General features: G+C 66.3%; 16 protein-coding genes. 9 read left to right on the forward strand and 7 right to left on the reverse strand.

Features of this window, described 5'->3' with window-relative positions; genetic code table 11:
- Together VGE27_RS02515 and VGE27_RS02520 are read right to left on the reverse strand one after the other, a co-directional pair.
- Positions 1-1308, reverse strand: a 1308-nt coding sequence (locus VGE27_RS02515; RefSeq protein ID WP_331048053.1) for a phospholipase D-like domain-containing protein, incomplete at its 3' end; no start/stop codon positions are given.
- Positions 1309-1344: 36 nt separating this feature from the next.
- The gene (locus tag VGE27_RS02520; protein ID WP_331048054.1) at positions 1345-2790 is read right to left on the reverse strand and encodes a M48 family metalloprotease; all 1446 of its coding nucleotides are present in this window, start codon (positions 2788-2790) and stop codon (positions 1345-1347) included.
- A 209-nt stretch (positions 2791-2999) separates the two neighbouring features.
- Between VGE27_RS02520 and VGE27_RS02525 the strand changes: the two genes are divergently transcribed.
- From VGE27_RS02525 to VGE27_RS02535, 3 genes are read left to right on the forward strand one after another with little or no spacing between them, the layout of a single operon-like run.
- On the forward strand, positions 3000-3980 hold the full coding sequence (locus VGE27_RS02525; protein WP_331048055.1) for a CsgG/HfaB family protein: 981 nt from the start codon (positions 3000-3002) through the stop codon (positions 3978-3980).
- Positions 3977-5257 carry a hypothetical protein gene (locus VGE27_RS02530; RefSeq protein ID WP_331048056.1) on the forward strand — a complete coding sequence of 427 codons (1281 nt, stop codon included), beginning with the start codon at positions 3977-3979 and terminating at the stop codon, positions 5255-5257. Before VGE27_RS02525 ends, VGE27_RS02530 begins: the two co-directional genes overlap by 4 nt.
- 6 nt (positions 5258-5263) lie before the next feature.
- The gene (locus tag VGE27_RS02535) at positions 5264-7951 is read left to right on the forward strand and encodes an InlB B-repeat-containing protein (RefSeq protein ID WP_331048057.1); all 2688 of its coding nucleotides are present in this window, start codon (positions 5264-5266) and stop codon (positions 7949-7951) included.
- An 81-nt stretch (positions 7952-8032) separates the two neighbouring features.
- Here VGE27_RS02535 and VGE27_RS02540 read toward each other — a convergent pair whose 3' ends face one another.
- On the reverse strand, positions 8033-8776 hold the full coding sequence (locus tag VGE27_RS02540) for a CsgG/HfaB family protein (RefSeq protein ID WP_331048058.1): 744 nt from the start codon (positions 8774-8776) through the stop codon (positions 8033-8035).
- Positions 8777-8937: 161 nt separating this feature from the next.
- Between VGE27_RS02540 and VGE27_RS02545 the strand changes: the two genes are divergently transcribed.
- Positions 8938-10773 carry a serine/threonine-protein kinase gene (locus tag VGE27_RS02545; RefSeq protein ID WP_331048059.1) on the forward strand — a complete coding sequence of 612 codons (1836 nt, stop codon included), beginning with the start codon at positions 8938-8940 and terminating at the stop codon, positions 10771-10773.
- A gap of 143 nt (positions 10774-10916) precedes the next feature.
- Here VGE27_RS02545 and VGE27_RS02550 read toward each other — a convergent pair whose 3' ends face one another.
- The 3 genes from VGE27_RS02550 to tssK (VGE27_RS02560) all read right to left on the reverse strand — a co-directional run bounded on the left by VGE27_RS02550 (position 10917) and on the right by tssK (VGE27_RS02560) (position 16666).
- Positions 10917-14447, reverse strand: coding sequence for an ImcF-related family protein (locus VGE27_RS02550; RefSeq protein WP_331048060.1), 3531 nt, complete (start codon positions 14445-14447; stop codon positions 10917-10919).
- Positions 14448-14481: 34 nt separating this feature from the next.
- Positions 14482-15210 carry a DotU family type IV/VI secretion system protein gene (locus VGE27_RS02555; protein ID WP_331048061.1) on the reverse strand — a complete coding sequence of 243 codons (729 nt, stop codon included), beginning with the start codon at positions 15208-15210 and terminating at the stop codon, positions 14482-14484.
- Positions 15211-15286: 76 nt separating this feature from the next.
- Positions 15287-16666, reverse strand: a complete 1380-nt coding sequence (gene tssK, locus VGE27_RS02560) for a type VI secretion system baseplate subunit TssK (RefSeq protein WP_331048062.1) — start codon at positions 16664-16666, stop codon at positions 15287-15289.
- Positions 16667-16869: 203 nt separating this feature from the next.
- Here tssK (VGE27_RS02560) and VGE27_RS02565 point away from each other — a divergent pair, with 203 nt between their 5' ends.
- A complete protein-coding gene (locus VGE27_RS02565) occupies positions 16870-18744 on the forward strand; it encodes a hypothetical protein (RefSeq protein WP_331048063.1) in 1875 nt (624 codons plus the stop codon).
- Between the two features lie 105 nt (positions 18745-18849).
- On the opposite strand, the gene tssK (VGE27_RS02570) is transcribed toward VGE27_RS02565, so the two are convergent.
- The gene (gene tssK / locus VGE27_RS02570) at positions 18850-20196 is read right to left on the reverse strand and encodes a type VI secretion system baseplate subunit TssK (RefSeq protein WP_331048064.1); all 1347 of its coding nucleotides are present in this window, start codon (positions 20194-20196) and stop codon (positions 18850-18852) included.
- 303 nt (positions 20197-20499) lie between these two features.
- Between tssK (VGE27_RS02570) and tssB the strand changes: the two genes are divergently transcribed.
- The 4 genes from tssB (at position 20500) to VGE27_RS02590 (ending at position 23758) form a co-directional block, all read left to right on the forward strand.
- Complete coding sequence (gene tssB / locus VGE27_RS02575) at positions 20500-21006, forward strand: type VI secretion system contractile sheath small subunit (RefSeq protein WP_331048065.1); 507 nt, start codon at positions 20500-20502, stop codon at positions 21004-21006.
- A 2-nt stretch (positions 21007-21008) separates the two neighbouring features.
- Positions 21009-22487: a type VI secretion system contractile sheath large subunit gene (gene tssC, locus VGE27_RS02580; protein WP_331048066.1), complete on the forward strand. Its 1479-nt coding sequence runs from the start codon at positions 21009-21011 to the stop codon at positions 22485-22487.
- 63 nt (positions 22488-22550) lie between these two features.
- Positions 22551-23042: a type VI secretion system tube protein Hcp gene (locus VGE27_RS02585; RefSeq protein ID WP_331048067.1), complete on the forward strand. Its 492-nt coding sequence runs from the start codon at positions 22551-22553 to the stop codon at positions 23040-23042.
- Positions 23043-23056: 14 nt separating this feature from the next.
- Positions 23057-23758, forward strand: a complete 702-nt coding sequence (locus VGE27_RS02590; protein WP_331048068.1) for a type VI secretion system accessory protein TagJ — start codon at positions 23057-23059, stop codon at positions 23756-23758.
- Positions 23759-23770: the final 12 nt, after the last annotated feature.

The raw sequence follows: 23770 nt of genomic DNA on the forward strand, positions 1-23770 counted from the left end.
TGTGATCTCGGTGCTCCCCGACAGATCTTCTTCGAAGCTCTGATCGAGCGCTTTGCCAAAAGCGTCGTCGAAGATCAACACGTTGCATTCCGCATTGAGCCAGAAAGAACGGAAGTCGAGGTTGGACGATCCCACGAGACCAACATGACTGTCCACCACCAGCGTCTTGGCATGCAAGGTCGCGCGATGATACTCGAAGATGCGCACGCCGCGTGAGAGCAGCATGTGATACGCGCCATGGGCTGCATGTCGGATGATCGGCACGTCAGTACGTGCACTTGGCAACAACAGGCGCACGTCCACGCCGCGCTCGGCCGCTGTGGCCAGCAGGTGCAGCGCACGCGACGGCGGTGCGAAGTACGGCGTCGTGATCCAGAGCCGCTCACGCGCCGCGCCCGTGAGCGCCGACAGCACCGTGAGCATCTCGCGCTGCCCGCGACCGGGTCGCGGATCCATCACGATCACCGCAGGGGCATTGCCTTCTGCAAGAGGCGCCGCACGGCGCACCTTTCGCCCACGCACGCGGTCGCGGTGATGGCCACGCTGCAACTTCCAGCGTGACTGCAGAGCGCGCGGCATCATGCGCCCACGCCATCCGGCCGGCGGATGCACGATGCCATCGGCCCAGCTCACGTACTCGAGACCAGGCAAGTCGGGGCCACCCGCGCGATCCCACCCCTCGGCAAACACCGCTGCGAGCTCCTCCGCCACCGTGCCACCGAGAGCGATGAACGTATCGCGCCACGCATCCTTCCATCCGGTGCGCCGAACGGGACGACGACGCGCCACACTCGACCCATACTCCTCACCGATGTTCATGCCGCCGGTGAACGCCAGCGTCCGATCCACCACCAGCAGCTTGCGATGATCCCGGCGCAGCGCCTCGAGCGGACGATGCCACACGCGATGAAAGAGGCGCACCTGCACACCGCCCGCTTCCAGCGAATGCCAGAAGTCGTCGGCGGTGGACATCGATCCCACCGCATCGGCCAGCACACACACACGAATGCCGCGCGCCGCGGCGGTCAGCAGCGCCTGACGCACGGATTCGCCAAGCTGGTCGTCGCGGAGGATGTACGTCTCGAGCAACACCTCACCGCGCGCGCCATCGATGGCTTCCCGCATGCGCGCAAAGGCCTGCTCACCATCGGGGAGCAGCGTGACTGGTGGGCAGACGTGCACCGGTCCCCCGTCGATGCGCCGCACCAGCTCGCGAAACTCCGGCGCGCGTGCGCCATGTTCGAGACGTCGGGCCACGCCCCACGCGCGCCAGGCACGCAGCTCCCGCGGGATGAGCGCGTCAGTCATGGTGGCTGTCAACGTCGCTCATCACCGCGGAACCCATCAGCGAATGCGCTTGAGAATGGTGCCTCGGGCAAGCGACGTGCCCGCTTCGATGCCATTGGCGATGTACACTTCGTCCGTCGACACCGTGCTCGGATAGCGCTGCACGAACTGTGCGCCGGTCATCGCCTGATCGAGTGTCACCAGCTCCACCTTGGCCGGCTGCTTGTTGAGCGCGTTCGCATCGGTGAGTGCGCGGAACGAGCGCAGTGTGGCTTCCACTTCGGCGCCGCGTGTCGCGGCGGCGTCAGGCACCATCAGCCCGAGCAACAGATAGGTCTGTCCATTGTGCGCCACGCTGAGTGCCCGCCCCTGCAAGGCTCCCTGCTGCGTGGTGGCGTCGAACGTAGCCGCCGCCGCTGTGAGCCCGTTCACGGTGGTGTTGGACGACTGCCGGGTGGTGATGCCCTGCTGTGCGAGGAATGATTGCAGCGCCTGCGCCGGCGTGCCGGTGGCGGGCAACAGCTGCAACTGTGCGCCGTTGTCGGCACTTACGCCCACCACGGCTTCGGGCTGATTCGCAAACTTCCAGCCACTCGGAAAATCGAACTGGAATCGCAGGTCCGGATGCAGGAATCGCGTGCCCTCGAAGTATCCCTGTCGCGGGTTCTCGCCAAACACCATGCCATTGAGCAGGCGCAGGTAGCCATCGCGGTTCACCTTGAGCGTCGCAAGTGTGGCCGCCGGCACCGTCGCGGCACGCTGCTCCGCGCGCTGCGCACGATTGCCGGGATCGGGGTGCGTGCTCTGCCACTCGGGCACACGCCCGCCGCCACCGGAGAGACGGCCCAGTGTCTGAAACACCTTGGGCGCCTCACGCACGTCGTACTGCTGCGCCAATGAGTACTGGAAGCCCAGCGCGTCCGACTGCAGCTCATCGTCGCGACCGAACTTGAGGAACAGCAGCGACGCACCGCCGCCCAGCACATCGCCGTACTTGGCCACCGTCGACGAGAAGATGCTGGCGCCCACCAGACCGATCTGCGCGACCTGCTGCTGGCTCATCTGCACCACCGAATGCTTGGCCGTCACGTGTCCGATCTCGTGCCCGATCACCTCGGCCAGTTCGGCTTCGCTGTTCAGGTTGGTGAGCAGACCGCGGGTGACGAAGATGAATCCACCTGGATAGGCGAACGCATTCACCGCCGCGTCGTCGAGCACATGAAATTCCCACGGCAGATTCGGCCGCTCCGACTTGGCCGCCATCGCCGTGCCAATGCGCCGCACCATCGCCTGCACCTCTGGCTGCGGCACCTCACCGACACGCTTGAGATCCCCCGCAGAGGCTTCACGTCCCATCTGGATTTCCTGCGATTCCGAGATGAGAGACAGTTCGCGCCGCCCGGTCACCGGGTTCGTCGCGCAGCCACTCATACCGATCATCACCGACAACACCAACGACCACGTCGTGGTGACGCCCATCACGTGTCTGGTGCGCTGTGTCATAAGTCCTCCTATTGGTCAGGTGCGGTTCACGGATTCGTGACCCACACTCCATCGTGTTATAAGCACGTATCGCTTGATTCTACTCTACGCAGGCCGCACATTCGCCACCTACGCAAGTAGCAGGCTCACATCGTTGTTTGCCTCGACTGTGACGCATCCCACCGGGTGCGCTCGGTCATGGGCCAGTTCCGTCTCTCACCGTGTCCTCAATGTTCATGCGCCCGCTGCGCATGCACCCCAGCGCCTGGCGCTCGGTGTGCATACCCGTTGCCTCGACGCTGTCCGTGTGGGTGCTCGCCGCCTGTGGCGCCGGCCCCACCCCCGCTCCCCGCCCTGCTACGGCTGACAGCCGTGCCCTGGCCAGCGAACAGGCCCGTGGACCCGGTGCCCAAGGTACCGTTGGTGTACCCCCGTTTGCCGCCCGCGGCAACGACACGACGCTGACGCCACTCGCCTACGCACTGGCCGAGCTCGTTTCCACCGACCTGTCGCGCAGCGGCAAGGTGCGCGTGGTCGAGCGGGCCCGCTTGGGTGAAGTGCTGCGCGAACTCGACCTGGCACAAACGGGCCGCGTCGACTCCGCCACCGCACCACGCGTTGGCCGCCTCGTGAGCGCCCAGCGCCTCGTGTTTGGTTCGGTCGAGCCGGTGAACGGCACCACGCTGCGTCTCGGGGCCCGCATCGGCGACGTCGAACGGGCCACGGTCACCAATGCGGTGGACGCTCGCGCTCCGCTGGCTGAGATCCTGGCCGCCGAGAAGGAGTTGGTGTTCCGCCTGTTCACGTCGCTGGGAATCACCCTGACGCCGGCCGAACGGGCCTCCCTCGAGGCGCAGCCCACCAAGAACATCGGCGCGCTGCTGGCCTACGGCCGCGGTGTGCAGCGCTACTACGAGGGCGATTACCGTGGCGCCGCGGCGGAATTCAGCCGCGCAGCCCGCCTCGACCCGAACTTCCGCGAAGCCCGTCGCATGGAGCAGGAAGTGCGCTCCTACGGCGCCATGGGCACCGCAAACCCGATCGCCATCCCCGGCGTGCGGCCGCTCGACGGCGCGATCTCCAGTGCGGTCGACCGCCTGAACCGCCCGCTCGACCTCGTCACCAACGTGTCCCGCACCGCGAGCACTGCGCTCGACCCGACGTTCCCGGCGTCGCAGGCGACCGTCATCATCACGATCACCCGTCCATGACCTCGACGCCTTCCCTCGCCGCCTCGGTGCGGCCCTTCCGGCGCGCGGCCTCGGCCCTCCGGGCTTCCACTCTGCTCGCTGCAGGCCTCGCGGTCCCGTCGCTCGCCTCCGCCCAGGACCGTCTGATCGGCACCGGCGTGCTCGCGGTTGGCGGCACGGCCGACATGGTCAGCTTCGGTGGAGTCGGCTATCAGCAGCCCGGTGCCATGGGCCGCGACTCCATCCGACTCAAGCGCATCGACCAGTTCTCGGTGCCGGTTTCGCTCGCGCTGCCTATCGGCGCCGCCTGGACCGTCGACCTGCAGTCGGCCTTCACGTATTCCCGTCTCACGTACTCGCCCAAGGAGCTGTCGTCGACCACCGAACAGACAGCCACGCTGTACGGTCCGACCGACGTCCGCGTGCGTGCCACCGGCCGTCTGCTGGGTGATGCCGTAGTCCTCACGCTCGGTGCCAACGCCCCGACGGGTCAGACCGAACTCGGTGCCAGTGACCTCATGGTGCTGCGCGGCATTGCAGCACCGGCGCTGGGCCTCGGCGCGCCGCCAGTGGGTGCCGGTCCGAGCGGCACTGCCGGCCTCGTGCTGGCCAAGCAGGTGCTCGGCTGGGCCGTCGCGGTTGGTGGTTCGTATGAAATGCGCGGCAAGTACCAGCCCATCGCGGCGATCACGGCCGGCGCACCTTCCACGGACTTCCAGCCCGGCAACGTCGTCCGCGGCTCGCTTGGTCTCGATCGCCTCATCGGCGGACATCGTTTCAGCGTGACGGGCGCCGTCGACATCTATTCGGACGACGTCCTCCGCAACGCAGGCCTGCCGGAAACGGCGCCGGCGCTCTCCACGATCAAGCTCGGTCCGATCATCACCACCGACGCGCAGATCCAGTTCGCCGTACCGCGTGTGCGCGAATTCGTGCTGTGGGGCGTGAACCGCTACCGCACCCGTTATGAGAAGGACGGCATCGAAGTGGCCGGCACCAGCGGCAACTATCTCGACGGCGGCCTGCGCACCAGCATCCCCATGTCGGCCACAACCGACTTGCTGCTCACCGGCGAAGGCCGAGTGCACAGTGGTCTCGCCATCAATCAGGGTCTGGCCACCTCCGGTGTGGTCAGCGGTGGCGGCACCATCGGCCTCGTGCGCCGCGCCGGCGCCCTGACGTTCCAGCCCTATCTGCGCGGCCATGGTGGCCAGCTTCGCCCGCGCATTGTCGGCACTGCTCCCCGCACGGGCTTCTTCAGCGCCTCGGCGGGTCTCGTTATCGTGACGCGCTTCTAATCGCCCATGTCGATCATGCCTATCAAGTTCACACGCGTCACCACGATCGCGACCGCGCTGTTCGCCACGGCGCTGCTCGGAGCGTGCGCGGACGACGGCAGCACTGGCCCTGGCGCCGGTGCTGGCCAGCAGGCGCGCCTGATGCTCTCGGCTTCGCTGCAGCAGACTGCCGCAGCGACCGAAGAGATCCGCATCGCCACCAGCTACCTGATGGTCGGCGGGGGCACCACGCCTCTGACTTCACAGTCGATCAACCTCACCGGCTCCTCGCAGACGGTGCCGGTCGGTATCGATCTCTCCAACTGTCTGCGGGACGCGCAGCGGGCCGGCCTCAACGGAACATCCCCGGGCGCTGACGAGTGCGTCGTCCAGATCGACGTCCAGCTCATCCTCGATGGGCTGCCCGTCGACCGCCATCAGGTGGGACCGCTGTCACTGCGTCCCGGCCTGACGACCACCATCCCCAACACGCTGCAGCTCAACGACATCGCCGATGTGCGCCTCACCGCGCCCACTGAGAATGTCGTCGGCGTCGGGCAGCCGCTGCGTCTCGAGACGGCCCGCACCATGGCCCTCACGGCGTCGGTCCTCGACCGGCAGCAGCGTCCCGTCACGGGACGCACACCGGTGTGGTCCACCAGCAACCCGAGTGTCGCCACGGTGAACGCTGCCGGTGTGGTCACCGGGGTGGCGGTCGGCACCACGCGCATCACCGCCGATGTGGGTGGCCGCCAGGCCGTCGCCGATGTGCGCGTCGTACCGCCGCCGGCCCTCCTGCGCATCCAGTCAGCGGGTCTGAGTGGCACGGGCACGGTCACGTCGGTGCCGGAAGGCATCAGCTGCGCGATCAACGGTACGGCTGCCACGGGCACCTGCACCACCACCCTGCCGGGTGATGCCCAGGTGGTCATCACCGCGCAGCCCGCCGTCGGCTCCGAATTGATTGGCTGGGCAGGTGACTGCAGCGGCACCCAGGGCGCGGCCTGCACGGTCAACATGAACCAGGCGCGCAACGTGGGTGTCGTGTTCCGCGCGCTCCGCTCGCTCAACATCACGGCATCCGGCACGGGCATCGGCACAGTCAACTCCGACCTCGGCGGCATTTCCTGCTTCGCCTCGCTCGGCACGGTGTCCGGTACCTGCGCCAATACGTTCTTCGAAGGCACGGTTGTCACCCTGCAGGCTATTCCGGGCGGCAACAGCACGTTCGGTGGCTGGACCGGTGACTGCGCCGGCGTGACCCAGCCGACCTGTCAGGTCACGATGAACGCGGCCCGCACGGTGAACGCCCGCTTCGATGCCCCCGTTCCGGTGACCATCACGGGCAACGGCAATGGCAACGGTACGGTGTCTTCCATCCCGATCGGCATCTCCTGCACGCTCCAGGGCGCGGCCGGACTGGGTGCCTGCTCGGGACTCTTCGCCGAAGGCACGACCGTCACGCTGACCGCCATCGCGGCCAGCCAGAGCAGCTTCCGCGGCTTCACGGGATGCACCACAACCACAGGCAACACCTGCACGTTCGTGGTGAACGGCCCGAGCAAGACGATCACCGTCCAGTTCGACCCGCCGGCCACGCTGTCGGTGGTGCCGAGTGGCACGGGTGACGGTCAGGTGTTCGGTGGCACGGCGATCGCCTGCTCGCGCATCAACGGCCAGAACACCGGCCGCTGCATCAACACGCTGGCCAACGGTTCGCAGATCACGTTGACGGCGCTCCCTGACGGCTTCAGCACCTTCGTGGGCTGGACCGGCGCCTGCACCGGCAACGGCGCCTGCCTCATCACCATGGACCAGCCGAAGTCGGTCGGTGCAATCTTCAATCGTCGCCAGGTCTCGCTGACGCTGACGCTGACGGGCCCGGGCTTCGGCTCGGTGCGCGTGAACGACGGATACACCTGCACGCTCGCAGAAGGTGAGAGCCAGAAGGAGTGCCAGACCTTCGTCGACCTGAACCGCAACGTGACGCTGACCGCGTCGCCGGGTCTCGAGCAGAGCTTCGGCGCCTTCGGCGGAGCCTGCCTCTCCAGCTCCAACACGTGCACGTTCCTCGCCAACAGCCCGGCCTCGGTGAGCGCCTCGTTTGGCGAGCCCACCGTGACGATCAACGTCACCGCGCCCAGCGGTGCACTGGGTGCCGGCATGGTGCAGGCCATGAATACGGACCTCGATTGCGAGCTGGTTGGCGCCTCCTCGCCGAACCCGGCGTACTGCCGGACCACGGCCAAGATCAGCGATCTGAACGGCTCGCTGACGCTCTATGCCACGTCAGACGGCACGTCCACGTTCGGCGGCTGGGGTGGTGCCTGCGCTTCGGCCGGTACGTCGCCGACCTGCGTGATCACGAGCCCCGTTGGCAACATCGACGTGACCGCGCTGTTCGTGCCGGCGCCGTCGGTCACCTTGTCGGTCACCCTCAGCGGAACCGGCGCCGGCGGCCTCACGGCATCCGGCAGCAGCTGGAACCGCAACTGCAGCCAGTCGGCGGGCAGCAACGCGCCCACCACCTGCTCGTGGCTCATTCCGATCGGCCAGCCGTTCTCCATCTCCATGAGCGGTGTCGGCACCTGGACCAGCAGCTCCGGTGAGCTGTGCGAGGACGCCAGCAGCGTCTGCTCTGTGCCCATGGGTATCTCGAGCAATAGCAGTGTCAGCGCCTACTTCTTCCCCTACTCCGCTTCACGGAAGAAGTGATCTGACGACCGGTACGACAAAGGGGGCGCGATCCAGTGGATCGCGCCCCCTTTGGTTTTTCTCCCCGAGAACCGCGAAACCTTACTTCGTCCCCGTCTCCAGGGAGGCCAGCAACGTCTTGGCGCGCTGATTGTCGGGGTTGGCCTGGATCGATTCCTTGTAGAGCGCCACCGCCTGGGTGTTGTTCTTCCGATCCTGCTGCTCGAGCGCCCGGCTCAGGAGCATCATCGACTTGAGCTGGTTGGGGCCCTTGGCGCCGACCGTCTTGCCCTCTTCGAACCCGCGCTGGACGCTGGGCAGCTTGAGTCCCGCATTCAGCTTGGTACCGATCTGGCCGAGCAACTCCAGCATCCGGTCCGCCTTCCCGGTGACCGAGGTGGCGTATTCGAGCTCCGACGTCTCCGTGTTGATGGCCCGGACATCCATGCGCATGGTGCCCTTCGGATCAATCACGAAGCTCCCCATCAGCATGTGCAGGGCGCCGAGGGTCTTGCCGATCTTGGCGGCCGTTTCCTTCTCCACCCGGCCGCTGGCGCCGAGGTTCTGTTCATCGAGCAGGCTCTGGAGCCGGTCGCGTTCTACGACCCGGATGTTCTCGTTGCCGGCCATCTCGGTGATCAGCATTTCGGCCAACCCTTTGCTCAAGGGGGCGTATTCGGCGTTGTTGCCGATGGCGCCATTGGTGAAGTACATGACCGCCACGGTCGGCTTGGAGGCGGCCCCCTGAGCACCGGCAGTGGTCCCCATGCCGGTCAGGGCGGCCGCGCCGGCCAGTGTGACGGCGAGGGCACGGCGGGAACGTCGAACGAGCGAAGCGGCAGACATGCGGGTATTCTCCCAAGTGTAAGTTTCGGGGAGAACATACCGCCAAATGGCGTATTCGTTCAGTGTCGTGGTTGGCACCACCCGTCTCGCTTGCTGCGCCCAGAGGGGGACATCCCCAATCGGGCACTCCCGCACCGCCCCCGGTTCCCTGTTCTGAGCTGATGCCCAAAGTCTGTCCCGTCTGCGGCACCAATTACGCTGACACGAACATCTTCTGCCCCGCGGACGGCTCCACGCTGCGGGCAGCCGATGCTGACGGTGACCTGATCGGCTCGGTAGTCGCAGACCGTTACCTGGTGACGGACCTGCTGGGTGAGGGCGGCATGGGCAAGGTGTATCTCGCCCGGCACGTGCGCCTGCCACTGCAGGCCGCCATCAAGGTGCTGCGTCCCGAATTGCTGCGCGATCCGGCATCGGTCGCACGCTTCAATCGCGAAGCGGCCAACGCCAGCAGCATTGAACACGAGCGTGTCGCACGTGTCTTCGACTTCGGCGAGACAGCCGACGGACTCGTGTATCTCGCGATGGAGTACGTCAACGGGCCCACGCTCAAGAGCCTGTTGGCGCAGGAAGGACCGCTCAACGCACAGCGCACGTCGGTCATCGTGCGTCAGGTCGCCGACGGTCTCGACGCCGCGCATCGCATGGGTATCGTGCACCGCGACCTCAAGCCCGACAACATCCTCGTGCAGAAAGACGACGAGGGTGGTGACAAGTGCAAGGTCGTGGACTTCGGCATCGCCAAAGCGATCGGCAGCAACGAAAAGGAATCGGGCCTGACCCGCACCGGCTTCGTGGTCGGCACGCCGGAGTTCATGAGTCCCGAGCAGTTGCTGGGCGCCGTGATCGATCATCGCAGCGACGTGTACGCCCTCGCGTTGGTCGCGTACCAGTGTCTCACGCTCGACCTGCCGTTTGACGGCAACACGCCCGACCGCGGCATGACCGCGCGTCTGGTTGCCGAACCGCGCAAGCTCAGCGTGGTGCGCGCCGACATGCAGTGGCCCGCTGCGCTGCAATCAGTGTTCGATCAGGCACTCGATCGCGACCCCACCAAGCGTACGGCTTCGGCTGGCGCATTTGCGAAGGCGTTCGAGGCCGCACTCAAGGCACCCGCGCCACGCCCGGTTCCTGCACCGGCACCGGTCGCGCCGGCGCCCAGTGGTCCGCCGGCCGCAGCACCCGCTGCCACGCAGGTGGATACACCAGGTGCCGCCCGCGTCATCACGACGGTGGACAAGGAGGCGCTCAAGCGGGAGCTCAGCAAGTCGGGCGCCAAGCCGCGCATTCCCACGCCACCGCCGCAGCGCGCGCAGGCACCAGCGCCGACCCCATCGCAGTCGAACGCCACCATCGATCGGCAGACCGCCACGCGTCGCGTACCGCGTTTCCGTCTGCCGTTGCCCAGCCTCTCGCTCATCATCGTGCTCGCTGGCGGCTGGTGGTGGTACACCAAGCAGCGCGCGCCGAATGTCCGGGATATTGATCGATTGGTGAACTCGGCCACCAACACGGCCGGTCGCCTGGTTGATGGCGCTCAAGGGGCTGCACAGAGTGCCGCCAATGCGGCGCAGAACGCCACGAGCAACCTGCCGTCAGCCAACACGCCATCCACCACCACGCCTCCCGCCGGCGCTGGTGCGACGACAGGTACGCGCCCAGCACCGGCAGCGCCGAGCGCGGAGCCTGGTGCACGCTCACCGATGGCCACGCACGCGCTCAACACGCTCGACAGCATCACCAAGGCGCTCGATCCGTCGTCCGCCGACGAAGCCGCGGCACGCGCCGCTGTGCCGATGCTGCAATCGATCATTGCACGACTGCCAACAGGCACTGACAGCACCTGGGCCTACATCCGCATCGCGGAAGCACACCTGCTCATGGACGAAGTGAAGCCGGCATGCACTGCGCTGCGCTCTGCGCGAACCGTGGCGCGCTCCATGGCACAGGCCGAAGTCATCAATCGCTACACGGGCCAGTTGGGCTGTGGACAGTAAGGCGGTTGCCGGTCGCGAGGGCGCGGGTTTGGCGTGAACAACAGAGAAACGGGTCATGAGTGGCGAGTAACTCGCAGCTCATGACCCGTTTCTCGTAACCCGGCGGTTCACCCCGAAACCCGCGCCCTCGCGACCCGCAACCGCTACTTCGTCACCTGTGCCACGCAGCTCATGCGACCCAGCCAGCCGCGCGTCAGCACCGACGAGGCTTCACGGCGCAGCGCTTCGAACTTCACCATCACCGGCTCGGCGTCCTTGCCCGTCGCGTTCCACGTCACGTTCTGACCTTCGAACGCATCGGCCGTCGCCACCAGGCGGAAGATCGCCCAGTCACCGTTTGCCTTTCGCACCGTGAGCGGCTTGTTCTTCTTGAACTGCGCCAGCAGCTCGGCTTCGCGACCGTTCGTGGCCGGCCAGATCACTTCGTTCTTGAACGAGCGCTGATCGAAGCGCGCTTCCTTGCCGTTGTTCTTGAGCGTCAGCAGCGGCACGTTGGGCGTGATCACACCACTGGCGAGCCAACGCACCATCGGCGTGGTGGGATCTTCAGCAAAGAGCGCGCCTGATACTTCGGCCGCACGATTGAAGAAGTCCACAAAGCTCTTCGACAACTCGATCTTGCCGCCCGGCTTGATCGCCCAGGTGTTGCCGCTCTTCTCGAGATACGCAGCGAGACGTTCCTGCTGGAACACCCACAACTCGCCCGTGTTCGGCGCGAGAATCGCCTTCACGTCGGCCACGCTCGCATCGGCCGTGGCATCGGGATTGAACGGGAAGCGTGACGTGAGTTGATCGATGCGCGTGCACAGCGCACGACCACGCTCGTTGAGCGCCGCGATTTCCGGCGCGTTGCTCGGCGCACCACCACCACCGCCGGCTGGTGCGGCAGGCGCTGCTGGTGCCGCAGCCACCACACGACGGGCCGGCGGACGCTGTGACGCGGCCGTCTTGAGCACCGCTTCCGCACCGGTGATCGGCGCCAACAGCAACTGCTCCACCGGCGAGGCCAGCGCACCACCCACGTTGCTCACATCGAAACCCTGCGACACCCGCTTGGCCGACACACGCGCCTTCGTCACATCACCGGCCGCCATCTGCGCCGCCATCACCAGCGCTTGTGTGCTCGGCGTATCCACCGCGGGTGGCATGTTCGACACCTGCAACAACGCACCCTGCAGACCAAGCAGACCATCCATGTACGGCTGATTCTTTTCGGAGACAAACTTGTCGGTGATCTCCGGCGGCGTCACCGCGTGCACCGGCTGGAACGCCATGCGCATCGCCGAGTCGACGGCGGTGTTCACCGCCACCGTGCGCAGCACCTGCAGCAGTGGCGACTGCACACCGGCCAGCTTGTCGAGCTTGTCCGCTGCGTCCTTCACCGTGGACGGGCGCACCACCGTGGCACTCTGCACCACCTGACGCCACGTGCGCACATAGTCATCGGCATAGCGGCCACGCAGTGCCGTCACCACCGAATCGCGATTCACCGACTTGGATGCGGTGGCATCACCCACCACCCACGTCTCGCCCTGGAAGTAGCGGTCGGCATTGCGGAACGCGTCGCTCATGAACGAGGCGCCCTTCGTACTGAAGGCGCCCTGCACTTCCTGCGTGGCCGTGAGAATGCCCGGCGCCTGCGGGATGGCCACCGGCGGTGCCTGCTTGTTGGCCGCGCCGATCATGTTGAGATAGATCTGCTCGGCACCCGTGAAGCGCGACAGGAAATCGCGGGCATGGCTCACGACCGCCGCATCCGCCGCGCGCGGATAAGGATTCGTCTTCGGCAGCACCGTCGCGTAGTACTCGAACTGCCGACGGGCGAGCGCCGTGATGTCGGCATCGGTCTGCATGCCACGCTGCCAGCTGGTGAGCAGCACCGGCGTCAGGAACTCCGACGTGCTGCTGTCCGGCGTGGTCGTCGTGATCAGGTAGCCCTTGAGCCAGCCATACGTGACACCGTAGTCGTTCGACACCGTCGGGATGTCGGGCAGCGTCTTGAGCGAATCATTGAGCGCACCCCAGGCATCGGCGAACAACTGCTTGCGGAACCCATCGAACCACACCGGCCGCGCCGCTTCGAGCAGTGCCGTGCCGCGCCACAGTCCAAAACGCATGCGCAGCGGCGGACCGTCCTGTTCGTACTGCTGCAGCGTATCCAGCTGCGCGCGCAGCGCATCGAGACGCGTGAGCGCCTCGGCACTCGGGAATGCGATCGTACCCGGCGACGCCTGCACCACGGGCAGTGCAGCCACCGCACTCGCGGCGCTGGCCACCCGTCCCTGCAGCGAGCGATTGCCCAGCCACGACGCGGTCACGCCAAGCAGCACCAACATGGTGGCGGCGATCGCCGTGCCCAACAGCACGCGTCGCGTGCGCTGCACGCTCACACCACCACGCGCCACCGACGCGGCGCCGGTATCGGCAACAACCACTTCACGCAGGAAGCGATCGAGGAACACCCACTCCGGCACCTTGCGCGTCACCGGCACGGCCGCAGCCGCCGCCGTTGGCATCTCCGGCCGACGGAACACACCGGTTGCACCAGCGGCATGCTCCGGTGTCGATGCGGCTACGGCGGCCCCCACATCGGTCACCACCACTGGACGCGCGCCCGTGAAGTAGAAGCCGCGCAGCTGCGGGCTCGACCCCAACTGTGTGGGGCGGCACAGCTCCACGAGGAACTGCGTGGCGGACGCCTGCAGCTTGCGCAATTCACGCGGCAGTTCGTACGAGGCATACCGACGATCGAGCTGCGTCTCGCGGCCCAGCAGGTCCACGCGACGCGAACCCACCGACTGCGCGATCTCGGCGAATGCCGCATCGAGACGCGGCGCCAGACGCTCCGCGTAGTTGCCCGTGTTGGACGCCGCATCGAAGGCCAGCGTGGCACCGAGAGGCGCGCGCAGTTCATCCTTCGTGAAAACGCTCACCCACGGCTCGAAATGCGGCACGCGGTCCATCTTCGTGAACATCACGTACACCGGCAGCGCGAGCCCAAGCTCACGGGCCGCTTCGGCCAGACGCTGGCGCATCGACTGGGCAAGCTGCTGCAGCTGCTCGCCGTTGCCACCGGCATAAAACAGATCCGACGGCACGCAGATCACCGCCGCACGCGGCGCCGCTTCCCCCTGCCCCATGGCTGCCGCAACACGCGGCGCCCGCAGCGCACGCACCACCTTCGCAAAGCGCGGTGCATCGGTGAGCAGTCCGCTGGCGAGTTCGGCCACCACCGCGTTCTGCATCGCCCACACATTGGCCGTCTTCGTGGACGGTGGCACATCGTTCGCACCCGACGGAGCGTCACCCGCCAGCAACTGCGGATCACCACCGGAGCGTGAGACCAGCGTGGTCTTGGCGCTGCCCTCGGGGCCAAGCAGCAACACGAGTGCCCGCGAAGCAAAACTGCCACGGGGCAGGCGCCCGCGGGCGGCACCGATGGCCAGCAGCACGTCGTCACCCGTATCGAGCACCGGCTCCTGATCCTGTGGCCGCAGGAACCAGAGAATGGCGCCGGCCGCGATAAGGCCAAGCAGCACCAGGCCTACCCGCAGCACCCAGAGGGCCACGGTGTCGAGGGTCATCGTGCGTTCGAGCACGACGAGAATGACGATGAACAGCAGCAGGACCGCAGCAGCGATCAGCCACCGGATGATAGGCTTGCGAGACGCCATGGGACGCGCGGAGGGGTGACGGTGAGAGCGGGACTCAGCGGGCGACCGAAGTCGTCGCAGCCGTCGTCGAGGAAGAGGCAGGGGCCAGCGCGCGCACAGCGTCGGTATCGCCGCGCAGCGTGAACGCATACGTGCCCCACAACACGAACAGCAGGATCACCGTACCGATCGCCCCAATGGCCAGGGGACGCAGCCACGGGTCGCGCGCATCAACCTTGTCCGCTGGCGGCTGCCAGTGCGGGGCGAGATCACCGCCCACACGACGCAGGCGGCTCAAACGCTCGGCCACCTTCGTGGTCGTCGCATGCAGCTGGCCGTTGTCACCCGCACCGAACTTGCCGCGGAAGCCCAGCAACAGACACAACTGGTACACTTCGAGCAATTCAGCGAGCTCCACACTGTCGGGACGGGCCAGCAGCTGATCGATGTGCTGGAAGAACCATTCGCCGCCCATGTGGCCGCCGAACAGTTCATCCTGCAACGGACGCCGCGCCCACTCGGCCAGCGCCGGTACGCGCGTGTTCAGCACCGACTCGTCGAGGAACGCCACGATCGCGAAGATCGCGAGTCGTGCATCCTGCGTGCTGTATCCCATCTGCAGCGCTTCCTGCTCGGCGCGCGCCAGCATTTGCACGATCTGGGCACGAAAGGCCGCGGCATCAGGCACCGGTTGCCGGTCGGCACGCAGGCGCACCACCGCGGTGAGTGCTTCCTGCAGGGAAGTCGCCAGCCGCCCCGGCGCGGTGGTCGTCGATACGGTCACAGCAGATCCTCGGAAGGAATTCGGTGACCCCTTCGGCAGAAGACCCGGCCTGCCGACATCGGCCACCGCACAAACATCAGGAAGGAGGCAACAACACCGCGAGTTCGATGTACGCACCGGGCAACGCTTCGGGCACATACACCCCGATTTCGCGGCCCTCCTGCAACGACACCGCACACGGTCCGGCCATCGTCAGTTCGAAATACGTAAGATCGGGCTTCGGCGCCAAGCCCGATGGCGGCGACGGAATGTGCTCCGTGGCCAATCCATTGAACGCACGCCGCACCAGCTCGAGGACAAACCTGCTCGCGCAGGTCTTCGTCAATCGCTGCATGCGATCGATGAGATCGGCCTGTCCGAGGTCGGCCCGCACGCCGAGGAACCAGCGCACGCCCGGCTCGAAGCACCGCGGATCACTGATCACGCCCACATGCAGCAGCTCATTGCTCTGTTGCAGGGCAATGACCAGTGCCCGGGCCGAGATCACCACGTCGAGATGTGCCCGCAACAGACGCTCGAGCGCGTCGAAAGTATCCGTTGGCGCGAGATGATCATAGAGCGGCACATCCCGCGGATGGCTGGTCATCGAGAACGTGCACAACGCACCGGCAAGACGAGCCAGCTCACCATACAGTCGTTCCGGGTGCGCGCGTCGCGTCAGCAGCAGGTGGCGCAGCGGCGCATCGGCCGAGCGCACCGCATGCAGCAGCCAACGAGTGGCGAGCTCGTTACCCATGTACGCCGCGCTGCCACCGGCTGCCGCACCCGGCGCCTGCGACAGCGTGGCGACGAGCGCGCTGCCCTTGGCTTCGAGCAACCCCACGATTTCGCGCGTAAGGGTCAGCAGCCGTTCACTGGCTGCCAACTGCACGCACGGCGGGACGAAGTCCTGGTCGATCTGGAACTGTCCGCGCCCATCGCGGCGGATGCGCGCGACCGGCATCGCCACGAGATCGTCGCTGATCTCCTCGTCAAACAGCAAGCGCAGGTTGCGCGCCGCAAACTGGATGGCCAACGGGTCCGACCCGGTGGATTCGTCGCTGACCACTTCTTCGCGCGCGCGAAATCGCGCTGGCGCATCGAGTGGCGAGGTCTGTACGTTGGCCGCGTCCGGTCGCCACGGTGCCAACGCGAGATACACGACGTGGGCGTCGCGGGTGGGCGAGAACCGCTCCGCCACAGCGATCGGATCCGGTGCCTCGTCCGCATCGGGCAGGTGAAACACCGTACCATCAGGCAGCACACCACGCGCCTGCACCAGGGCAAACGTGCCATTGCGCAGACCGTCCTCGTCCACCGTGATGGCGGACAGGCCGAACGCAAACGGCATCATGAAGCCGAGCGTGCGGGCCGTCTGTTCTTCGTGATAGCGGCGCTGCGCCTGGAAGTGTTGCGGTGTCAGGTGCATGCCGTCTTCCCACACCACGCGGCGTGACGGCGGCGACGTCAGGTGCACGGGTGCGACCTCTGCAGACTGGAAAGGCGGGTGAATCGCATGCGAGATCGAAACGGAGTCGAGGCTGCGCAGGTAGGAGCGGCGCGATTGCGGATGAACGGCAGCGCGTGAACAATTGAAGAATACACCGGCGTTCCGGATGTCGCGTCGTCCTGTGGCGAGCTGCGGCAGTACCGTGCGCACCACATCTGGCACTTCGTGACATGAGCGACGACTTCAACTCCCGCTACCGCCTGCTCAAGTGCGTGGCGGTGGACGACGGCATCCGCACCCACAACGCGCAGGAACTGGCCACCGGGCGCGTGGTCATGGTGCACCTCGCCGATGCGGCGGGACCTGAAGAGGTCGATCGCCTGCGCGGCCTGATCGGCCGTCTCGTCGGCGGCGACAAGAATCGCATTCTCGAGACGGCCACACTGCCGTCGGGTTTTGCGATTGTCTCCGAATTCCTGACCGGCCTGGGTTCGTTCCCGGTGTGGCTCGCCCAGCGTGCCGCGGCCAGCGCACCGGCAGCCGCTCCGACAGCTCCCACCGGAGACACCATTGCCACGTTGGTCGGTGACGCGGCATCTGGTGGACCCACGCACGCGGCACTCCCCTCGGAGCCGGAAGCGCCGCTGACGCAGGTGATGTCAACCGACGCCTTCGTGGCATCGATGGCGCCGCCGGCCGAGCCGATCGTGTCGCCGGCCACTGCCGAGACGATGGCTCCCCCCCCGGCACCCGTCGCGCCTCCTCCGGTTGCTCCGGAACCTGTTCCTGCGCCGGTGGCGCCGCCCGAACCGGCCAAGGCACCAGGCGCGTTCACGCAGATGTTTGGAGCGCCCAGCATGCCGGCCGCACCGCCTGTGGCGGCACCAGCAGCCACTCCAGTCGCCGCACCGGCGCCATCAGCGCCTGTGGTGGCGACGCCTGTAGCGGCGGCTCCAGTCCCGGCCCCCGTCACGCCGCCGCCCGAACCGGCCAAGACGCCGGGCGCGTTCACACAGATGTTCAGTGCCCCCAGTGTTCCGGTGGCACCCCAGGCCGCGGCGCCTGTTGTCGCAGCGCCGGTCGCCCCGCCCGCGGGACCACCGCAGCCCCAGGCGCCCCCTCCGGTCATCAGCGCACCCGCCGCCATGCCACCGGTGCTGGAACCGCCGATGATGACGCCACTGGAGGTCGCCGCGCCGTCCGCACCAGCTGCCCAGCCGGCCCCGATCGCCGAGCCACCCAAGGCGCCTGGCGCGTTCACGCAGATGTTCAGCGCGCCCAGCGTGCCGCCGACACCACCCCCACAAGCGGCACCTGCTTCTGCGCCACAACAAAACCAGAATCAGAGCATTTTCGGGTCACAACATCCAGTTTCTCCTGCTCCTGCCAAGCAGGGCCCTGGCGATTTCACGCGGATGTTCTCGGCGCCGGCCACCGCCGCTCCACTCCCCCAGGTCACTCCGGCTTCTCCGGTGGCACCGGCAGCGCCCCCGCCAGCCTGGCCGCCCGTCGCCGCGACCCCATCCGCGCCACCCCCATCGATGGGCTCAACCCCATTGTTCGGTAGCGCACCATCCGCGTTTGGCGCCCAGCCGCAGGCCCAGTCCTCGCCCGCATCACCCTTTGTGCCGCCAGCCCCCATCGCGCCGCCGTTCCCCACGGCGGGCGCTCCGACACCCGCGGCCGCCCCATCCCCACTCGGCGGTGGCGCTCCATTGGGTGGCGCGCCCGGCATCCTGCCGCCGCCCATCTTTGCAGCCGGTGGCAGCACCCCGCTCTCGCCGTTGGGCGGCGCACAGTCCCCCCACGCCGGTGCTTCATCGGGCCCGAGCGATTTCACCCGCATGATCAGCAAGGCGCCGGCGCCCGTCGTGGCCGCGCCTCCCGCACCGGCAACTCCCGCCCCGGCCGCGACACCGGCCGCCGCCAAGAAGAAGTCCATCCCGACGGGACTCATCGTGGTGATCAACGTGGTCATCCTCATCGCGCTCGGACTGATCGGCTTTGTCGTCATGCGCCGCCCCACCGTACCAACCGTCACCGCACCCAAGGTGACCGCGCCCGCCGTCACCGCACCAACCGTGACGCCACCCGCCGTACGCTGAACAGACCGGGTCGCCGATCCCGGCGTCACCAAACACAACAAACGCCCGACGCAGCAATGCGGCGGGCGTTTGTGTTGTGCGGACATCCCGATCCTGACCGCCTCTCTATTTGAGTACGATCACCAGCTCGAAGCGCGCGTCCACCAGCTCGGCCGGCACATACACCGCCAGATTCCGGGCACGGGATATCGCGTCCCACGCGCCACCCGCCTTTCGGATCGCGAAGTACTGGAAGTCGAGCTTCACCGGCACCGCCGGTGGCGGCGCCGACACGTGCGCCAGCTCGATACCGGGCAGCGCCTGACGGATCAGCGTGTCGACCACGTCCGCCGAACCCACCTTGCACCCCTGCATGACCTTCGTGATGAGGTCCTGCTGACGCAGCGGCGCGCTCACCGCCAGGAACCATTGCGGCGCATCGAGCCAGGCCGCCTGCTCCACCGCCACGGCGTGCAGCGTCGGACGCACCGCCTTGAGCGGCAGCGATACGGCGGAGTCCACCACCGCTCCATCCAGCAGTTCGAAGAGCCGACGTTCCAGCTCCGCGAAGCACTCACCAAGTCGCAGGTGATCATACGCCGGCAACGTGCGCGCATCGGCCGTGGTGGCGAACGCGGACAACGCGCCCACCAGCGCCAGCATGCTCTCCCAGAGTGTCGAAGGATGCCCTCGACGCACTTCCTGCAGATGGCGCAGGGCGGGCAGGTGCGTGTTCACGGTATACAGCAACCAGAAACTGCCGACGTCGGCCACCGAGAAGTCCGCGAGGTCGGTGTTGCGCTGCCGACGGCTGCCGGCGAGCGACGCACTGCGGGCCGACAGCCGCTCCACGAGGCGCCGCATCATGGCCGTGATCGTGTCGCTGGCTGCCACATCCAGCAGCGGCGGCACGAACGCATGATCGAATCCGATGTCTCCAGCCTGCCCCTGCAACAGGCGGGCGATCGGCAACGCCGTGTAGCCCTCGAGACTTTCGCCCTCCAGCAGCAGGCGCAGGGTGGGCGGCGCTACCTGGATCGGGCGCTCGGTGAGCCCCGTGGTCTCATCGCGGGTGAGTTGCTCGTCGGAGTGCCAGCGGGTGAGCACCGCATCGCCCAGCCGCGCCACGTTGCGGGCACCAGGCCGGTATTCCGGCACCGCGAGATAGACCAGCAGTGAGCGCTGATCAGGGCCGAAGGCCGAGGAAACCACTTTGGGAGGTGGCGTGGGGCCCGTGAGTGGTGCGTCGAACAGCAGCCCATCCGGGAAACGCCCGGAGACCGCATTCACGACCAGCGTGCCGCCGGCGAGGGCTGCTTGGTCGAACGCAACCTGCGAGACACCCCATGGGCAGAACGACAGAGCACTCACCTGGAACGCGAGCGCTTCTTCATGGTGACGATCCTGCGCCTGCAGATGCTGCGGCGTGAGCAGGACACCCTTCGTCCAGAGAACTGGTGGCAAGTGGCGCATGCCCTAACGTATCCGCGCGGCGAGTTGGTCGTCAGGGCAGTGCAGCTTCTGTCTACGAGGATAGATTGCTCATGCGCCGACGATGGCCTGCCCCTGGACGGCATTGCACGCGTGAACGACCTCATCCGCGTGCCTGAAGCACACTCCTGCCGTTGCCCCCACCGACGATGCTGTAACAGCAGACGACTGTGGCGTCACTGGCACGTTGCTTCCGCTTGACATTGTGTCGCGCGCGGAGAACACTTGGCAGCCCCTTATTCCTCCCTGTAGTTCCACCATTGGCTCATCGCGCCGGAGTATCGCATGGCCGACAGTACCCAGAAGAAACTGGAGCGCGTTCGTCCCCCCCGGATTCAGATCTCGTACGAGGTTGAAACGGGTGGCGCCATTGAAATGAAGGAGCTCCCGTTCCTCATGGGCGTCATGGGCGATTTCAGCGGCAACCCTTCCGAGCCGCTGCCGCGACTCAAGGACCGCAAGTTTGTCGAAATCAATCCCGACAATTTCGACGACACGCTTGCCAGCATGAAGCCGCGTCTGCAGATCGCCGTCGAGAACAAGCTCTCCGACGACGAGAATGCGCCGAAGCTCGGCGTCGAGCTGAACTTCCGCAGCATGGACGACTTCAACCCGGAGAACGTGGCAAAGCAGGTGAAGCCGCTCCGTGAGCTGCTCGAGCTGCGCACGGAACTCTCCAATCTCCGCGCGAATCTGCAGACCAACGAGAAGCTCGACGAAGTCCTGCAGAACACCTTGGGCGACGCCGACAAGATGGCCAAGCTGAAGTCCGAACTCGGTCTGGAGAGCTGATCATGGCCGATCCGACACAAGCCGCCGCGCAATCCGTCACCACCGATGCGGAACTCTCGCTCCTCGACCAGATCGTCGAGCAGGGTCGTCTCGGCAAGGACGCCGACGCCAAGAGCAAGGGCAAGGACCTCGTCAAGCGCTTCGTCAGCGAAGTGCTCGAAGGTTCCATCACCATCAATCGCGACACCGAAACGATGATCAATGCGCGTATCGCGCAGATCGATCATCTCCTGTCGCTGCAGCTCAACGAGATCCTGCACCACCCCGAGTTCCAGCGCCTCGAGGCGTCGTGGCGCGGGCTGCAGTATCTCATCAAGAACTCCGAGACGGGCACGATGTTGAAGGTGAAGGTGCTCAACGTCTCCAAGAAGGACCTGCTGCGCGATCTGCAGCGTGCGCCTGAGTTCGACCAGAGCGCCTTGTTCAAGAAGGTCTACGAGGAAGAGTATGGTGTCTTCGGTGGCACGCCCTTTGGCGCGCTGGTCGGTGACTACTACTTCGACAAGAGCGGTCAGGACATCGAATTGCTCGAGAAGGTCTCGAACGTGGCCGCCGCCGCGCATGCGCCGTTCATCAGCGCCGCGTCGAACGACATGTTCAACCTCGAAAGTTGGGCCGACCTCGACACGCCGCGCGATCTGGCGAAGGTGTTCGACAGCACCGAGTACGCCCGCTGGAAGACCTTCCGCAACAGTGAAGACGCCCGTTACGTGGCGCTGACCGCGCCGCGCATCCTCGTGCGTGAGCCCTACGGTGCCTCCACGGTGCCGGTCGAGGCGTTCAACTACGAAGAGCGCGTCGATGGCACGAACCACGGCCACTACTGCTGGGGCAATGCGGCGTTCGCCATGGCGGCGAACATCAACAAGGCCTTCGCCATGTACGGCTGGTGCGCATCCATCCGTGGCGTCGAGAGCGGTGGACTCGTGGAAGGCCTGCCGGTGCACAACTTCCGCACCGAGTCGGGTGAAATCGCCATGAAGTGTCCGACTGAAGTACAGATTACCGATCGTCGCGAAAAGGAACTCGCCGATCTCGGCTTCGCCCCGCTGGTCCACCAGAAGGGCACGGCCAATGCCGCCTTCTTCTCAGTGCAGTCGGCGCAGAAGCCCAAGACGTACGACGACCCGAAGGCGTCGGCAGCCGCGCGTCTCTCGGCTCAGTTGCCGTACATCTTCGCCACCTCGCGGTTCGCGCATTACCTCAAGGTGATGATGCGCGACAAGATCGGTGGTTACACGTCGCGCGACGAGATCTCGACGTTCCTGAATCGCTGGATCCAGAACTACATCGCGCTCGAAGATGCCGGAGCCTCGATCAAGGCGAAGAAGCCGCTGTCCGAAGCCCGCGTCGACGTCGTGGAAATCCCCGGCAAGCCGGGAGCCTATCGTGCGGTGGCGTTCATGAAGCCGCACTACCAGCTCGACGAACTCGCCGTGTCCATGCGCCTCGTGGCGGAACTTCCGCAGCCGGCCAAGTAAAGTCTCGCCTCGCAGTCCCGTAGTTTCGTCAATCACACAATTTCTCACTGGAGAACCGCACAGATGGCGTTTGATACTTTTATCAAGATCGCGACGGTCGATGGCGAATCAACTGCAACGGGCATGGAGAAGGCCATTGAAATCTTCTCGTTCAGCTGGGGTGCGTCGAACCCGACGACCGTGAGCTCGGGCAAGGACGGCCTCTCGGCCGGTAAGGTCTCGATCTCGTCGTTCAACATCATGAAGAAGACCGAGGCCTCGTCGACCAAGCTGTTCCAGGCGTGCTGCAACGGCTCGCACTTCGCGAACGCGGTCGTCACCATGCGCAAGGCGACCGGCAAGGGTGGCCAGCAGGATTTCCTGAAGTACACGTTCACGGATGTGATGATCGAAAGCGTGCAGTGGTCCGGCTCGTCAGGCGGCGACGACACGCCGACGGAATCGGTCTCGATCGCCTTCGCGAAGGTCGAAGTCGAATACAAGACGCAGGACGATAAGGGCGGCATGAAGGTCGCCGGCCAGGCGTCCTGGGATCTCACGAAGGTCGCGAGCTGAGTACGGGCCGCGCCATGGCTACTGCGCAAACCCTTTACGCGGCCGGCCAGCTTGGCGCGGCAATCGAAACGCTGGGCGTCGAACTCCGGAGCAATCCGGCCGACGCCCAGCGGCGTACGTTCCTTTTTGAACTGCTCACGTTCACCGGCGACTGGGTCCGGGCCGAGAAGCAGCTCGACGTGCTCGCCAAGAACGGCCACATGGCCGAAGCGGGCACGATGCTCTACCGCTCGGCCATCGAGGCTGAGCGAGTCCGTGAACACATGTTCGAAAGTGGTGACTTCCCCACGGATGCGGCGCCTTCCCCGGTGAGCGGCACGCTCAACGGCGAAGCGTTCTCCTCGATCGAGGATGCCGATCCCCGGGTCGGAGCACGACTGGAAGTGATCGCCGGGGGCCGCTACCTCTGGATCCCCTTCGCGCACATCGCCAGCATCGGGATGCAGGCGCCGACGCGCCTGCGTGATCTGCACTGGCCTTCTGCCCATCTGCGCACCGGTCCCTCCGTTCGCGATCTCGAACTCGGAGAAGTCCTGCTGCCGGCGCTCTCGCCCGGTGCCGGACGTCTCGATGACGATGAGCTGCGACTCGGTCGTGCTGCGGACTGGGAAGAGCTGCCGTCAGGCGATTTCGCGCCCATCGGTCAGAAGATGCTCCGTGTGGACGAGCGCCTCATTCCGCTCGTCGACATTCGGGAACTCCTGATCAACTCGTGACCCCGCTCGCCG

This window comes from Gemmatimonas sp. (assembly GCF_036405635.1).
Lineage (GTDB): Bacteria > Gemmatimonadota > Gemmatimonadetes > Gemmatimonadales > Gemmatimonadaceae > Gemmatimonas.

Bases quoted from the DNA above. Each gene is read 5' to 3' on its own strand.
- VGE27_RS02520 (WP_331048054.1), bottom strand. From the start codon at position 2,790: ATGACACAGCGCACCAGACACGTGATGGGCGTCACCACGACGTGGTCG.
- VGE27_RS02535 (WP_331048057.1), top strand. From the start codon at position 5,264: ATGTCGATCATGCCTATCAAGTTCACACGCGTCACCACGATCGCGACC.
- VGE27_RS02545 (WP_331048059.1), top strand. From the start codon at position 8,938: ATGCCCAAAGTCTGTCCCGTCTGCGGCACCAATTACGCTGACACGAAC.
- VGE27_RS02550 (WP_331048060.1), bottom strand. From the start codon at position 14,447: ATGGCGTCTCGCAAGCCTATCATCCGGTGGCTGATCGCTGCTGCGGTC.
- VGE27_RS02540 (WP_331048058.1), bottom strand. From the start codon at position 8,776: ATGTCTGCCGCTTCGCTCGTTCGACGTTCCCGCCGTGCCCTCGCCGTC.
- VGE27_RS02585 (WP_331048067.1), top strand. From the start codon at position 22,551: ATGGCGTTTGATACTTTTATCAAGATCGCGACGGTCGATGGCGAATCA.
- tssK (WP_331048064.1), bottom strand. From the start codon at position 20,196: ATGCGCCACTTGCCACCAGTTCTCTGGACGAAGGGTGTCCTGCTCACG.
- tssB (WP_331048065.1), top strand. From the start codon at position 20,500: ATGGCCGACAGTACCCAGAAGAAACTGGAGCGCGTTCGTCCCCCCCGG.
- tssC (WP_331048066.1), top strand. From the start codon at position 21,009: ATGGCCGATCCGACACAAGCCGCCGCGCAATCCGTCACCACCGATGCG.
- VGE27_RS02530 (WP_331048056.1), top strand. From the start codon at position 3,977: ATGACCTCGACGCCTTCCCTCGCCGCCTCGGTGCGGCCCTTCCGGCGC.
- VGE27_RS02525 (WP_331048055.1), top strand. From the start codon at position 3,000: ATGTTCATGCGCCCGCTGCGCATGCACCCCAGCGCCTGGCGCTCGGTG.
- VGE27_RS02565 (WP_331048063.1), top strand. From the start codon at position 16,870: ATGAGCGACGACTTCAACTCCCGCTACCGCCTGCTCAAGTGCGTGGCG.
- VGE27_RS02590 (WP_331048068.1), top strand. From the start codon at position 23,057: ATGGCTACTGCGCAAACCCTTTACGCGGCCGGCCAGCTTGGCGCGGCA.